At 71.3% G+C, this 14,027-nt stretch carries 11 protein-coding genes; 9 read left to right on the top strand and 2 right to left on the bottom strand.

Annotated elements, in window-relative coordinates:
* The first annotated feature begins 119 nt into the window (after positions 1-119).
* The 5 genes from mce to N4G66_RS28945 all read left to right on the top strand — a co-directional run bounded on the left by mce (position 120) and on the right by N4G66_RS28945 (position 7,681).
* The gene (gene mce / locus N4G66_RS28965) at positions 120-560 is read left to right on the top strand and encodes a methylmalonyl-CoA epimerase (RefSeq protein WP_261707191.1); all 441 of its coding nucleotides are present in this window, start codon (positions 120-122) and stop codon (positions 558-560) included.
* A 243-nt stretch (positions 561-803) separates the two neighbouring features.
* Complete coding sequence (gene scy / locus N4G66_RS28960) at positions 804-4,652, top strand: polarized growth protein Scy (protein WP_261707190.1); 3,849 nt, start codon at positions 804-806, stop codon at positions 4,650-4,652.
* Positions 4,653-4,834: 182 nt separating this feature from the next.
* On the top strand, positions 4,835-5,770 hold the full coding sequence (locus N4G66_RS28955; protein WP_261707189.1) for a cellulose-binding protein: 936 nt from the start codon (positions 4,835-4,837) through the stop codon (positions 5,768-5,770).
* Positions 5,771-5,906: 136 nt separating this feature from the next.
* On the top strand, positions 5,907-6,911 hold the full coding sequence (locus N4G66_RS28950) for an ABC transporter ATP-binding protein (RefSeq protein ID WP_261707188.1): 1,005 nt from the start codon (positions 5,907-5,909) through the stop codon (positions 6,909-6,911).
* Between the two features lie 2 nt (positions 6,912-6,913).
* Positions 6,914-7,681: an ABC transporter permease gene (locus N4G66_RS28945; protein WP_261707187.1), complete on the top strand. Its 768-nt coding sequence runs from the start codon at positions 6,914-6,916 to the stop codon at positions 7,679-7,681.
* A 123-nt stretch (positions 7,682-7,804) separates the two neighbouring features.
* Here the strand turns inward: N4G66_RS28945 and N4G66_RS28940 are convergent, their stop codons facing one another.
* Positions 7,805-8,683 (bottom strand): hypothetical protein, encoded by an 879-nt coding sequence (locus tag N4G66_RS28940; protein WP_261707186.1) that lies wholly within the window; start codon positions 8,681-8,683, stop codon positions 7,805-7,807.
* 287 nt (positions 8,684-8,970) lie between these two features.
* Between N4G66_RS28940 and N4G66_RS28935 the strand changes: the two genes are divergently transcribed.
* From N4G66_RS28935 to N4G66_RS28925, 3 genes are all read left to right on the top strand, one after another.
* Positions 8,971-9,894, top strand: coding sequence for a hypothetical protein (locus N4G66_RS28935; RefSeq protein WP_261707185.1), 924 nt, complete (start codon positions 8,971-8,973; stop codon positions 9,892-9,894).
* 227 nt (positions 9,895-10,121) lie between these two features.
* Positions 10,122-11,393 carry an ABC transporter ATP-binding protein gene (locus N4G66_RS28930; RefSeq protein WP_261707184.1) on the top strand — a complete coding sequence of 424 codons (1,272 nt, stop codon included), beginning with the start codon at positions 10,122-10,124 and terminating at the stop codon, positions 11,391-11,393.
* On the top strand, positions 11,390-12,235 hold the full coding sequence (locus N4G66_RS28925) for an ABC transporter permease (protein WP_391858897.1): 846 nt from the start codon (positions 11,390-11,392) through the stop codon (positions 12,233-12,235). The genes N4G66_RS28930 and N4G66_RS28925 overlap by 4 nt, the downstream gene beginning before the upstream one ends.
* Before the next feature lie 106 nt (positions 12,236-12,341).
* Here the strand turns inward: N4G66_RS28925 and N4G66_RS28920 are convergent, their stop codons facing one another.
* Positions 12,342-12,674: an ATP/GTP-binding protein gene (locus N4G66_RS28920; RefSeq protein WP_261707183.1), complete on the bottom strand. Its 333-nt coding sequence runs from the start codon at positions 12,672-12,674 to the stop codon at positions 12,342-12,344.
* A gap of 221 nt (positions 12,675-12,895) precedes the next feature.
* Between N4G66_RS28920 and N4G66_RS28915 the strand changes: the two genes are divergently transcribed.
* Entirely contained in the window at positions 12,896-13,924 is a 1,029-nt protein-coding gene (locus tag N4G66_RS28915; protein ID WP_261707182.1) for an LLM class flavin-dependent oxidoreductase, read from the top strand.
* The last annotated feature ends 103 nt before the right edge of the window (positions 13,925-14,027 follow it).

The following is a 14,027-nucleotide window of genomic DNA, read 5'->3' as shown; positions in this document are numbered from 1 at the left end:
GCCGAGGAGTGAACGAGGGTTTACTGAGAATGTACTGAGCGGTAGGCCACCCGTCATCCGGCCCGCAGTGTGATCGCGCGCACGTTGCGTAACCACGCCAGGAGCGCTGCACTGACTCCATGCTGACGCGAATCGACCACATCGGGATCGCCTGTTTCGACCTCGACGCCACTGTCGAGTTCTACCGTGCGACGTACGGCTTCGAAGTCTTCCACTCCGAGATCAACGAGGAGCAGGGCGTCCGGGAGGCCATGCTCAAGATCAACGAGACGTCCGACGGCGGCGCCTCCTACCTCCAACTGCTCGAACCCACCCGCGAGGACTCGGCCGTGGGCAAGTGGCTGGCCAAGAACGGTGAGGGCGTGCATCACATCGCCTTCGGCACCGCGGACGTCGACGGTGACGCCGCGGACATCCGGAACAAGGGCGTCCGAGTGCTCTACGACGAGCCCCGGACCGGGTCCATGGGGTCCCGGATCACGTTCCTGCACCCCAAGGATTGCCACGGAGTACTGACAGAACTGGTCACTTCGGCGGCGGTTGAGTCAGCTGAGCACTGACCTCCGTATATCTGGGCCGGTAGGGTTGGGGTCGGCCGTCGCCTTTTGCGGGGGACGGCCGAGGTCCCGGCGCCTTCCGGCGAGCGGGACCAAGGGCCGGGGTCCAGGTTTCGGGGGGCGAGCGTCGGGGCAGCAGCCCGTGCTCCGCCGTTGATCTGACACCATTCCCCGGGGGCCCCGTTCGGCGGAAGAACGGTGCTCGTTCGGATTTACTTGCGACCAGGGGACGGATGGGACCGCGCAGTGCGGGGCTACGAACGCCAGGAGCGAGAGCCGGCGGCTGACGTCGACCACCTCTCTCGGTTCGAGGCCGAGATGGAACGGCTGAAGACCGAGCGGGAGAAGGCCGTCCAGCACGCCGAGGACCTCGGCTATCAGGTCGAGGTGCTGCGCGCCAAGCTGCATGAGGCGCGCCGCAGTCTGGCGACCCGTCCTGCCTACGACGGGGCCGACATCGGCTATCAGGCCGAGCAGATGCTCCGTAATGCCCAGATGCAGGCCGACCAGCTGCGCGTCGACGCCGAGCGCGAGATCAGCCAGGCACGGGCGCAGACCCAGCGCATCCTCCAGGAGCACGCCGAGCAGGCCGCCCGGCTCCAGGCCGAACTGCACCAGGAGGCGGTCACCCGCCGCCAGCAGCTCGACCAGGAGCTGGCCGAGCGCCGGCAGACCGTCGAATCGCACGTCAACGAGAACGTGGCGTGGGCGGAGCAGCTGCGTGCCCGCTCCGAGTCCCAGGCCCGCCGTCTGCTGGACGAGTCGCGTGCCGAGGCCGAGCAGGCACTCGCCGCGGCCCGCGCGGAGGCCGAGCGGGTCGCCGCCGAGGCGCGCCAGCGGCTCACCAACGACGCCGAGGCGACCCGGGCCGAGGCCGAGGCGCTGCTGCGCCGGGCCCGCACGGACGCCGAGCGGCTGCTGAACGCGGCGTCGACACAGGCCCAGGAGGCCACCGACCACGCCGAGCAGCTGCGCAGCTCCACCGCCAGCGAGTCGGACAACGCCCGCCGCCAGGCCACCGAGCTGAGCCGGGCCGCCGAGCAGCGGATGAGCGCCGCCGAGACGGCGCTGCGCGAGGCGCAGGCCGAGGCGGACAAGGTTCTGGCCGAGGCCAAGGAAGCCGCGGCCAAGACGCTCACCGGCGCCGAGTCGGTCAACGAGCAGCGCACCCGCACGGCCAAGGAGCAGGTCGCCCGGCTGGTCAGCGAGGCCACCAAGGAGGCCGAGACCACCAAGTCCGAGGCCGAGCAGATCGTCGCGGACGCCCGCGCGAAGGCCGAGACGATCGTCGCCGAGGCCGAGGACAGCGCCCGCAGCCTCACGGCCGAGGAGACCGCCTCCCAGCTCGCCAAGGCCGCCCGTACCGCCGAGGACGTGCTCAACCGCGCGTCCGACGAGGCCAAGAGGACCACGAAGGCGGCGGCCGAGGAGGCCGAGCGGATCCGCACCGAGGCGGAGACCGAGGCCGACCGGCTGCGCGCCGAGGCGCACGACATCGCCGCACAGCTCAAGGGCACGGCGAAGGACGACACCAAGGAATACCGCGCCAAGACGGTCGAGCTCCAGGAGGAGGCGCGCCGGCTGCGCGGTGACGCCGAGCAGCTGCGTTCGGACGCGGTCGCCGAGGGCGAGCGCATCCGCGCCGAGGCCCGGCGCGAGGCCGTCCAGCAGATCGAGGAGGCCGCACGGACCGCCGAGGAGCTGCTCGGCAAGGCGAAGGCGGACGCGGACGAACTGCGCCAGGCCGCCACGGCCGACAGCGAGAAGGTCCGCACCGAGGCCATCGAGCGCGCCACGACGCTGCGCCGGCAGGCCGAGGAGACGCTGGAGCGGACCCGCGCGGAGGCCGAGAAGCACCGGACGGACGCCGTCGAGCAGGCCGAGACGATCGCGGCCGACGCGGAGCGGGCCGCCGAGCGGCAGCGCGAGGAGACCGAGCGGGCCATAGCGGCCCGTCAGGCCGAGGCCGCCGAGGGACTGGCGCGACTGCACACGGAGGCCGAGGAGCGTCTCACCGCCGCCGAGCAGGCGCTGACGGACGCGCGTGCGGAGGCCGAGGGGATCCGCCGCGAGGCCGCCGAGGAGACCGATCGGCTGCGTTCGGAGGCCGCCGAGCGGATCCGTACGCTCCAGGCGCAGGCCGAGACGGAGGCCGACCGGCTGCGCAACGAGGCCGCGGGGGACGCGTCGGCGTCCCGGGCCGAGGGCGAGGCCATCGCCGTACGGCTGCGTTCGGAGGCCGCGGCGGAGGCCGAGCGGCTGAAGTCGGAGGCCCAGGACAGCGCCGACCGGGTGCGGAGCGAGGCGCAGGCCGCGGCCGAGCGCCTGGCGACCGAGGGTGCCGAGACGCTGGCCGCCGCCCAGGAGGAGGCCGCCCGGCGCCGCCGCGAGGCCGAGGAGACCCTCGGTTCGGCGCGCCAGGAGGCCGACCAGGAGCGTGAGCGGGCCCGCGAGCAGAGCGAGGAACTGCTCGCTTCCGCGCGCAAGCGCGTCGAGGAGGCCCAGACCGAGGCCGTACGGCTGGTCGAGGAGGCCGACCGGCGCGCGACCGAGATGGTCTCCAACGCCGAGCAGACCGCGCAGCAGGTACGGGACGCGGTGGCGGGGCTGCACGAGCAGGCCCAGGAGGAGATCACCGGGCTGCGCTCGGCCGCCGAGCACGTGGCGGACCGTACGCGGACCGAGGCTCAGGAGGAGGCGGACCGGGTCCGCACCGACGCGTACGCCGAGCGCGAGCGGGCGTCCGAGGACGCGGCGCGCCTGCGGCGCGAGGCGAACGAGGAGACGGAGGCCGCGCGCGCCCTCGCGGAGCGCACGGTCACGGAGGCGATCGCCGAGGCGGAGCGGATGCGTTCGGACGCGGCCGACCACGCCCAGCGGGTGCGCACCGAGGTGTCGGACTCCATCGCGAACGCCGACCAGGACGCCGCGCGCACCCGTGCCGACGCCCGGGAGGACGCGAACCGGATCCGTTCGGACGCGGCCGCTCAGGTGGACACGCTCATCACCGAAGCGACGGCGGAGGCCGAACGGCTCGGGATCGAGACCGCGGCCGAGGCCGAGCGGGTACGCGCCGAGTCCGTGGCCAAGGCCGAGAAACTCATCTCTGACGCGACCGGTGACGCGGAGCGGCTGCGCGCCGAGGCCGCCGACGCGGTCGGTTCCGCGCAGCAGCACTCCGAGCGGATCCGCACCGAGGCCGAGCGCTTCAAGGCGCGGGCGACGGAGGAGGCCGAGCGGCGCACGGCGTCGGCGCGCGAGGAGGCCGAGCGCACGCTGGACGCGGCCCGTCAGGAAGCCAACAAGCGTCGCTCCGAGGCGGCCGAGCAGGTCGACACGCTCATCTCCGAGACGGCGTCCGAGGCGGACAAGCTGCTCTCCGAGGCTCAGCAGAGCGCGCAGAAGGCGACGGCGGACGCCGAGTCGCAGGCCGACACGATGGTCGGTGTGGCGCGGGGCGAGGCCGAGCGGCTCGTCTCGGAGGCGACCGTCCAGGGCAACACCCTCGTGGAGCGGGCCCGTACGGACGCGGACGAGCTGCTCATCGGCGCGCGCCGGGACGCCACGGCGATCCGGGAGCGCGCGGAGGAGCTGCGCGACCGCGTCACCTCCGAGATCGAGGACCTGCACGAGCGGGCGCGCCGTGAGTCGTCCGAGGCGATGAAGAACGCGGGCGACCGGTGCGACGCGCTCATCAAGGCCGCCGAGGACCAGCTCGCCGAGGCCGACGCGAAGGCCAAGGATCTTTTGTCGGAGGCGAACTCCGAGGCGAGCAAGGTCCGTATCGCCGCCGTGCGCAAGGCCGAGGGGCTCCTCAAGGAGGCCGAGCAGAAGAAGTCCTCGCTCGTCGCCGAGGCCGAGAAGATCAGGTCCGAGGCCATTCAGGAGGCGAAAGCCGCCGTCGAGGAGGGCAAGCGCGACCTGGAGGTCCTGGTCCGCCGGCGTGAGGACATCAACGTGGAGATCTCCCGTGTCCAGGACGTCCTGGAAGCGTTGGAGTCTTTCGAGGCCCCGACAGGTGGCAAGGACGGCGGGGTGAAGGCGGGTGCTGCCGCCGGGGCTACCCGTTCGGGTGGCAAGGCGGCGGAGAGCTAGCCGGAAGCACTGATTCCGTGCTTTGTGGGACGTTTGTCACAGGTTCTGGCAAGCCATCCGGCAGCTAGCCACCCAAAAGGAGTGTCATTCTCCAGATCAAACACGTATCCGCTCGATGACACACCGCATTGACCCCTAGGATTCCACCTATCACCTCACCGGTCTCATTCGACAGGAACCCCATGAGCGACACTTCCCCCTACGGCTTCGAGCTTGTGCGGCGTGGATACGACCGCGCTCAGGTGGACGAACGCATCTCGAAGCTCGTCTCCGACCGTGACAGCGCTCTGGCCCGTATCACCGCCCTCGAAAAGCGCATCGAAGAACTCCATCTCGAAACGCAGAACGCCCAGGCCCAGGTGAGCGACGCCGAGCCGTCGTACGCGGGTCTCGGCGCGCGCGTCGAGAAGATCCTCCGCCTCGCCGAGGAGGAGGCCAAGGACCTGCGCGAGGAGGCCCGTCGCGCGTCCGAGCAGCACCGCGAGCTCGCCGAGTCGGCGGCTCAGCAGGTGCGCAACGACGCAGAATCGTTCGCCGCGGACCGCAAGTCCAAGGCGGAGGACGAGGGCGTCCGGATCGTCGAAAAGGCCAAGAGCGAAGCCTCCCAGCTGCGCGGCGAGGCGCAGAAGGACGCGCAGTCCAAGCGCGAGGAGGCGGACGCCCTCTTCGAGGAGACCCGTGCCAAGGCCGCCCAGGCCGCCGCCGACTTCGAGACGAACCTGGCCAAGCGCCGCGAGCAGTCCGAGCGCGACCTGGCGTCGAGGCAGGCCAAGGCCGAGAAGCGCCTCGCGGAGATCGAGCACCGCGCGGAGCAGCTCCGCCTGGAGGCCGAGAAGCTGCGCACGGACGCCGAGCGCCGCGCCCGCCAGACGGTGGAGACGGCTCAGCGCCAGGCCGAGGACATCGTGGCCGACGCGAACGCCAAGGCCGACCGCATCCGCTCGGAATCCGAGCGCGAGCTGGCCGCCCTCACCAACCGCCGCGACTCGATCAACGCGCAGCTCACGAACGTCCGCGAGATGCTCGCGACGCTCACGGGCGCCGCGGTGGCCGCCGCCACCGGACCGGCCGAGGACGAGCCGATCTCCCGCGGGGTTCCGGCACAGCAGTCCCGGTGACTGCACAGCAGTTCCGGTAACCGCACAGCACGACACCAGGGCCCGTTCCCTCTGCCGAGGGCGCGGGCCTTGTCGTGCGCGCGAGGGGGTCATGGCTCAAGTGGCAGGCCCCCTGGGGCCGTCTTAGCGTGGCCGCATGATCGAGCTCGAGGGGCTGACCAAGCGGTACGGCGAGAAGGTGGCGGTCAACAACCTCACCTTCTCCGTCAGACCGGGCATCGTGACCGGCTTCCTCGGTCCCAACGGTGCCGGGAAGTCCACGACGATGCGGATGATGCTCGGGCTCGACCGCCCCACCGCGGGCGACGTACGGATCGACGGACAGCACTACGACCATCTCAAGGACCCCCTGAAGTACATCGGCGCCCTGCTGGACGCCCAGGCCATGCACGGCGGCCGCAGCGCCTTCAACCATCTCCTCTGCCTCGCCCAGAGCAACGGCATCCCGAGGGCGCGTGTGCACGAGGTCCTCGACACCGTCGGTCTCACCACGGTCGCGCGGAAGAAGGCGAAGGGGTTCTCGCTGGGCATGGGCCAGCGGCTCGGCATCGCGGGCGCCCTTCTCGGCGACCCGCGGATCCTGATGTTCGACGAGCCGGTCAACGGCCTCGACCCCGAGGGCATCCACTGGATCCGCAACCTGATGAAGTCCCTCGCCGTACAGGGCCGTACGGTCTTCGTCTCCTCGCACCTCATGAGCGAGATGGCGCTGACCGCCGACCACCTCGTCGTCATCGGCCAGGGCAGGCTGCTCGCCGACACCTCGATGGCCGACTTCATCCAGCAGAACTCGCGCTCGTACGTCCGGATCCGCTCCCCGCAGCGCGAGCGGCTGCTCGACGTACTGCAGGGCTCGGGAATCACCGTCGTCCGGACGGGCAGCGGCGCCCTCGAAGTGGACGACGGGAAGCCGGAGCACATCGGTGAGCTGGCCGCGCAGCACCAGATCGTGCTGCATGAGCTGAGCCCTCAGCAGGCCTCCCTGGAGGAGGCGTTCATGCAGCTGACCGCGGAGTCGGTGGAGTACCACGCGCACACCGACGCGCCGGGTCCGCAGATCTCGTCGACACCGCCGAGCCCGCCGAGCCCGCCGAGCCCGTCCCCCGCCCCGCAATGGGGCGGCGACTGGAAGAAGGCCTGACGATGGCGGCCACCCAGGTCCTCAAGTCCGAGTGGACCAAGATCCGGTCCGTGTCGTCCACGGTGTGGACGCTGAGTCTCGCGGCGGTCGTCACGATCGCCCTGGGCATCCTCATCTCGCTCCTCTCCAACAACCAGTGGGACAAGTTGAGCGCGAGGGACCGGCTCACCTTCGACCCGACGCGCATCAGCTTCGCGGGCATGGGCCTCGGCCAGCTCGCGATGATCGTGTTCGGGGTGCTCGTCGTCGGCAACGAGTACAGCACCGGCATGATCCGCACCTCGCTCGCGGCGGTCCCGCAGCGCGGCACGTTCCTCTTCAGCAAGATCGCGGTGGCGGCCGGACTCGCCCTCGTCGTCGGCCTGATCACCAGCTTCATCACGTTCTTCGTGGGCCAGGCCGCACTCGGCACGCACAGGGCGTCGATCAGCGATCCGGGCGTGCTGCGCGCGGTGATCGGCGGGGGCCTCTACATGACGCTCATCGCCGTGTTCTCGATGGGCGTCGCGGCGATGCTGCGCAGTCCGATGCTCTCGCTCGGCATCCTGATGCCGTTCTTCTTCCTGATCTCCAACATCCTGGGCGCCGTGTCCGCGACCAAGAAGGTCGGCCGATACCTCCCCGACCAGGCCGGCAGCAGGATCCTCCAGGTGGTGACGCCCCTCGACGACACCCCCTACGGACCCTGGGGCGGCCTCGGCATCATGGTGCTGTGGGTGGCCGCGGCCCTGATCGGCGGCTACGCGTTGCTCAAGAAGAGGGACGCGTAAGGCTTCGTACGGAGGGCTCCCGGGCCGGGGACGACGGGCGGGTCACCCCCGCCGGTCACGGACGGGCGGGCAACCCGGTCACGGACGGGCTGGGCACCGGAGTCGAGCCGAGGACCCCGGGACTCAGGAGGGCTCAGGAGGCTCGTCGCCGTTCGGACTCGGGCGGATCAGCCCGTCGAAGTCGGACCACCCCTCCCAGTGCCACACGTCCTTGTCGAGGTCCGGCTGGAGCGGCACGAAACGGCCCAGCTCGAAGTCCCCGGCCTCCAGGTCGAACCAGCGCTCGTCCGCGACCTCGGTACCGAGCCCGACGGTCCGCGCGGTGAGCCGGACGAGAAGCTTCACCCCCGACGAGCCCGACAGCTCCTTGCCCTGAATCCTGCGGAACGGCAGTTCGGCCACCGGCGCCTCGACCGGTATCCAGACCGTGAAGGGTGCCCCCCGTTCGACCGCGAGCCAGCTCCTCTCGTCGGCCGGCTCGCCGTTCGCGTCCAGGACCTTCAGCCACTGCTTGTAGATGACGAGACTGCCGTCGTGCGGGGAGCGCTCCAGATAGCGCAGATGGGCGCGGGCCCGCAGGTCGACGACCGACAGATTGTCGAAGCGGTTGTAGAAACGGACGGCGATGACGGCGTCGTCGCCGTCCGCGTTCCGTCGCGCGTAGCCCGGGAAGTCGGCGGTCCAGGCGTGCGAGATGCTGGCCCGCTGCCGCCAGACGAACGGCCGCAGCGCGAACAGCTTGATCAGGACGATGCCGAGCAGCACCGCCGGCGCCAGCGCGCCGGTCACGGAGGCGAGCGTGGCGAGCAGCTGGTGAGCGGTGCTGTCCGGTTCGGGTTCGAGGTTGTCGGTGCCGACGCAGGCCCGCAGCACAGCCAGGCTGAGGTCGAGGAGGCGCTCCTCGTCCGAGAACCGGTCCGCCATCGAACGCGGCGAGTTCTCGGTCAGTGTCCACGCCGTCGCCACGACCACCGAGAGTCCGGCCAGCGCGCCCAGTGCCATCAGCAGCAGGGCATGGACGGTGCGTCCCGCGATCCACCAGCGAACGGACGTACGAAAGCGCGGATGCGCCGACCCCCGCCCCGATCGCCCCGCTCGTCGCACTTCTTGCCTCATCGGCCTCAACTCGCTTTCCCCGTAGCCGACTTCGCCCCCACTCGTACAATTGGGACGGCATCATTCCCGGTGTCGGTTCAGGCCAACCCCGCCCGACCGGAGAGACCGGGCCCCACGACGGGTACATCTGGCGTGAAGGCCCGGGCACATCTCGCGTGAAAGGCTGTGCCCGTATGCGCGCGACACCACCCCCGAAGGGCGTCACCGTGACGACGAAGGACCGAAGCCTCGAGGCGCTGGGCCTGGACGACGTGCCCGCGAAGAAGCCCCTCACCTATCCCGGCCGGCCCACCACCGAGCCGGCCCTGCTCACCGGCGGCGAGCTGCTCCAGCTGGACGTGCGGCCGCTGCGGCTCGGCGAGTGGTACGTGGAGGAGCGCCAGGAGCAGCAGCGGCTGGACGAAGCCCTCGCCGACCTGGGCCAGGTGGGCACCGGGCTGCGCCACCCGGTCATCGCCGTCGGCTCGAACGCCTCCCCCGGGCAGGTCGCCCACAAGCTGACCCGGCTCGGCATCCCGGCGACGGTGCCCATGATTCCGGTGCGGGTGCGCGGAGTCGGCGTGGGCTGCTCCGGGCACATCAGCCCGGCGGGTTACGTGGCCGGGACGCCGTACGTGGACCGGACCGCCGAGACGACGCTCGTGGTGACCTGGCTCGACTCGACGCAGCTCAAGGCCGTCGACGACACCGAGTTCCCGGACTACCGGCGGGCGATACTCCCCGGCGACGAGTTCGCGATGACGATGCCCTCCGGGGAACGGCTCGGCGGCGCGTACATCTACTTCAGCGCGCACGGCGTGCTCGCCGAGCCGGAGACCGGGCGGCCCCGCCGCGGCGGCGGCGACCAGTCCGAGCTGCTCCGGGCCCTGCTCGCCGGCTCCGCGCGCCTGCGCGACCTGCTCGGGCCCGACCCGGCGGCCTGGGTCCGCCGGGCGGGGGCCGAACGGTCGCTGCGCGAGGCGGGCACGCTGATCTTCGGCGAGGAGGGCTGGGTGCTGCCGCAGACCGACTTTCTGCCGTACCTCGACGAATCGGCCGAACTACGGCTGTACGACGACCTGCCGCCGCTGGACCATTCCCTGCCGGACCGGCCCTGAAATTCCCCGTCGGCCGGACGCGCGCGGATTCCCTTTTCCCGCCCGACCAGGGAAGGCGGGTACCTGACAGGACACCCGTACGAAAACTTGCCCTCTACTGGATCTTTCACCGGCCGATGGGCATGACTTTACTTTCTCTTGAGTGGAACCAGCTGCGCCCGGATATCCTCCTAAGCCTTACGGGGGCGTGCGCCCCGACGTCCTGAACCTTTCGATGGGTGCGGAGAATGATCGAGGCAGTCGGCCTGACTAAGCGCTACGGCGCGAAGACGGCCGTGTACAACCTTTCCTTCCAGGTCCGGCCGGGTGCCGTCACCGGTTTCCTCGGGCCCAACGGCTCGGGCAAGTCGACGACGATGCGCATGATCCTCGGCCTCGACAACCCCTCCTCCGGGCAGGTGACGATCGGCGGCTTCCCCTACCGCAAGCTGCCGAACGCCCCCCGCCAGGTCGGCGCGCTCCTCGACGCCAAGGCCGTGCACGGTGGCCGGCACGCCCGCAACCACCTGCTGTGCCTGGCCCAGCTGTCGGGCATCCCGGCCCGCCGCGTGGACGAGGTGCTCGGCGTCGTCGGTCTGCAGGACGTGGCCAGAAAGCGCTCCAAGGGCTTCTCGCTCGGTATGGGCCAGCGGCTCGGCATCGCCGCCGCGCTCCTCGGCGACCCCCAGGTGCTGCTCTTCGACGAGCCGGTCAACGGTCTCGACCCCGAGGGCATCCTCTGGGTGCGCAACCTGATGAAGTCCCTCGCGGCGGAGGGCCGTACGGTCTTCGTCTCCTCGCACCTCATGAGCGAGATGGCGCTGACCGCCGACCACCTCATCGTGATCGGCCGCGGCCAGCTGCTCGCCGACCAGAACATCAAGGACTTCATCTCGCACAACTCGGCCGACTTCGCCCGGGTGCGCACCCCCGACACCGAGCCGCAGCAGCGCGAGAAGCTGACCGCCGCGCTGACCGAGGCGGGCGGCCAGGTGCTGCCCGAGCAGGACGGCGCGCTGCGCGTCACCGGGCTGCCGCTCCCCCGCATCAGCGACCTCGCGCACTCGTCCGACGTCCGGCTGTGGGAGCTGTCGCCGCACCAGGCCTCGCTGGAGGAGGCGTACATGCGGATGACGCAGGGCGCCGTCGACTACCGCTCGACCATCGACCAGAAGGCCGGGCTCCAGCAGCAGCTGCCGCCGGGCGCCATGCCGCCGCCGCAGATGCCGGTGGCGGGCCAGGGCCAGCCCGGCTGGTACGCGCCGCCGCCGCCCCAGCAGGGCGGGCAGCCCTTCGCGATGCCGCAGACCGGGCCGTACGGCGCTCCCGTCGCCCCCGGCGCGGGCGGTCCCGGGCCGTACGGCGCTCCGGCCGCCCCCGGCGCCCCGGACGCCAACCCGTACGCCCAGGCCCCCGCGAGCGCCCCGGCGCCCACTGCCCCCGCGTCGGCGCCCGCATCCGAGCCCACGCCCGCACCCGCGCCTGCCGCCGACCTGACCAAGCCCGAGGACGCCCGATGAGCACGCCCCAGCCCCCGATGCCGCAGCAGGCCGCCGCTGCCCCCGACTGGCAGACGGCGCCCGGCACTTCGTACACCTCGCCGATCCCCGTGACCCGCACCCACCTCGGGCACGCGCTCAACTCCGAGTGGACGAAGATCAAGTCGGTGCGCTCCACGATGTGGACGCTCGGCATCTTCCTGCTTCTGGTGGTCGGCATCGGCTTCCTGGTCGCCGCGCAGACCACGAACGAGGACTTCCAGGACGTTCCGTACACGATCACCGCGTTCTTCGGGCTGATGCTCGGACAGATCTGCCTGCTCACGCTGGGCGTGCTGGTGGTCTCGTCCGAGTACGGCACGGGCATGATCCGTACGACGTTCACGGCCTCGCCGCAGCGGCACCGGGTGCTCGCCGCGAAGCTGATCATCTTCTTCGCGGTCGCGTTCGCCGTCTCGGCCTTCGCGATCGGGCTGGTCGGCCTGTTCACCGCGGGAATGCACAGCGACGGCTCCGACGTCCCGTGGGGCGGCACCGTCCTGATGGGCGCGCTGTACGTCTCGCTGCTCGGCGTGCTCGCGCTCGCGGTGGGCTCGATGCTGCGTCACTCGGCCGGCGCGATCACCACGATGCTCGGTGTCGTGCTGCTGCCCGCGATCATGCCCGCGTTCCTGATGATGTCCGAGAGCCTGCGGACGATCGGCGAGAAGATGCAGGAGTACAACGCCCCCAACGCCCTCGCCAAGATCTTCCGGCTGGGCAGCGAGAACGGCCACGGCGGCGCGCAGCTCGGCCTGCTCGCCGGAGTGACGGCGGCGGCGATCGTCGGCGCCTTCGTGCTCCTTGAGCGCCGGGACGTGTGACGACCGCGCCCACCGGACGGCCCGGGGCCGGACAGCCCGGGGCCGGACGACCTGACACCGGACAGCCCGAGACCGGACGGCTTGAGTCCGGACCGTCCGAAGTCGCCTAGAACCTGGGCGCGTTACGAGACCGCTGCACCCGCGAGGTGCGGCGGTCCTTCGCGTTCCAGCAGGCCTTGTGCCAGTGCCGCCGCTCGTCGACGCCCGAGTGCTCCGGCCAGGCCACCACGTGCGGAACCCCGGACGGGATCAACTGGTCGCAGCCGGGGCAGCGGTAGGTCTTGCCCTGCGCGCTCGCGCCCGCCACATGGCGCACGCTCCACTCCTCGCCCCGCCAGCTCTCCGTGGACTGCCAGCCGCCGTAACGGTCCGACGAGTCCTCCTCCGGGCTCCTGCCGGACGAGCCGGCGTCCTTCGGACGGTTGCGACGCGGGGACAAGGGACACCTCACGGAGCTGTACAGGGAGCAGGGGCCAACTCCAGCCTACGCGGCACGCACGGGGGTAGGCGTACCCCGCCAACCCGCACAGATCCCCCATCGGACAGCCCAATTCCCAGACAATCCGCAAATCTCTCCGCAAGGCCGTGTCTTCGGCACGTGTCACGCGGTTATGCCGGGTGGGGGAGCTCCGTGTCGGAGCCGAGGAAGCAGGAAGTTCGATGCACGTTGGAAGCTTTGTACTGGCCGCCCAGTTCCCTGGCCAGGGCCAGGGAGAGGCCCTGCACCGCGCGGCGCGGTCGGCCGAGGTCGCCGAGGAGGCCGGGCTCGACGCGGTCTGGCTGGCCGAGCACCACTTCGTGCCGTACGGGACATGCCCGTCGGCCATCACGCTCGCCGCATATCTGCTCGGCCGCACCCACCGTATCCGGATCGGCACGGCGGTCAGCGTGCTGCCCACCGTCCATCCCGTGGCGCTCGGCGAGCAGGCCGCGCTGCTGCACCTGACGTCCGGCGGGCGGTTCTCGCTGGGTGTCGGCCGCGGCGGCCCCTGGGTCGACCTGGAAGTCTTCGGCGGGGGCCTCGCGGCGTACGAGCAAGGGTTCCCGGAGTCACTCGATCTGCTGGTCCGCTGGCTGCGCGAGCCGTCCGTCGCCGGCACCTCCGAGCGCTTCTCGTTCCGCGAAGTCCCCGTCGTGCCACGCCCGTCGGAGGCGCTGAGCGGCGCTCCGGGCCCCGAGGTCGTCGTCGCGTGCACCTCGCCGTCGAGCGTTCGGCTCGCCGCCGAGCGCGGACTGCCGATGCTCCTCGGCATGCACGTCGGGGACGAGGAGAAGGCCGAAATGGTGGCACTGTGGCGGCAGCACGCCCGCGCGGCGGGCCGCCCGTCGGACGAGATCCTCATGGCCGCCCATGTCTCCGCCGGCGTCTGCCAGATCGCGGACCGCCGCACCGACGCCGTCGAGACACTCGTCAAGGCGATGCCTGGCTGGCTGAAGCAGGGCTTGGACGCGCATGTGACGGTCGACGGCCGCGCCCGCTCGATGCGGGACCCGGTGGCGTACACCGAACTGCTCTGCGGGCTGCACCCGGTGGGCACCCCTCGACTGTGCGCGGACCGGCTCGCGGCGACCTCGGAACGGACCGGCATCACGCGTTTCGCCCTGCTCGTCGAGGGATCGGGCGATCTGGCGGCGACCGAGGAGAACGTACGACGGCTCGGGACCGAGGTGCTGCCCCATCTGCGGTGACCGCACGCGGTCCGGCCGGGTGGGCCGGAGCTGCGGGGAGCTTGCCGCCCCGGTACCAATGCACCTCCCGCGTACGGAGCGGCAAGCAATGCGGCTCAGTGCG

The organism is Streptomyces rhizosphaerihabitans (assembly GCF_025399795.1).
Taxonomy (GTDB): Bacteria; Actinomycetota; Actinomycetes; order Streptomycetales; family Streptomycetaceae; genus Streptomyces; species Streptomyces rhizosphaerihabitans.
Note: the sequence above shows the minus strand (reverse complement) of the source record. Positions and strands in the feature narration are given on the sequence as shown.

Bases quoted from the DNA above. Each gene is read 5' to 3' on its own strand.
- mce (WP_261707191.1), top strand. From the start codon at position 120: ATGCTGACGCGAATCGACCACATCGGGATCGCCTGTTTCGACCTCGAC.
- N4G66_RS28955 (WP_261707189.1), top strand. From the start codon at position 4,835: ATGAGCGACACTTCCCCCTACGGCTTCGAGCTTGTGCGGCGTGGATAC.
- N4G66_RS28950 (WP_261707188.1), top strand. From the start codon at position 5,907: ATGATCGAGCTCGAGGGGCTGACCAAGCGGTACGGCGAGAAGGTGGCG.
- N4G66_RS28945 (WP_261707187.1), top strand. From the start codon at position 6,914: ATGGCGGCCACCCAGGTCCTCAAGTCCGAGTGGACCAAGATCCGGTCC.
- N4G66_RS28940 (WP_261707186.1), bottom strand. From the start codon at position 8,683: ATGGCACTGGGCGCGCTGGCCGGACTCTCGGTGGTCGTGGCGACGGCG.
- N4G66_RS28935 (WP_261707185.1), top strand. From the start codon at position 8,971: ATGCGCGCGACACCACCCCCGAAGGGCGTCACCGTGACGACGAAGGAC.
- N4G66_RS28930 (WP_261707184.1), top strand. From the start codon at position 10,122: ATGATCGAGGCAGTCGGCCTGACTAAGCGCTACGGCGCGAAGACGGCC.
- N4G66_RS28925 (WP_391858897.1), top strand. From the start codon at position 11,390: ATGAGCACGCCCCAGCCCCCGATGCCGCAGCAGGCCGCCGCTGCCCCC.
- N4G66_RS28915 (WP_261707182.1), top strand. From the start codon at position 12,896: ATGCACGTTGGAAGCTTTGTACTGGCCGCCCAGTTCCCTGGCCAGGGC.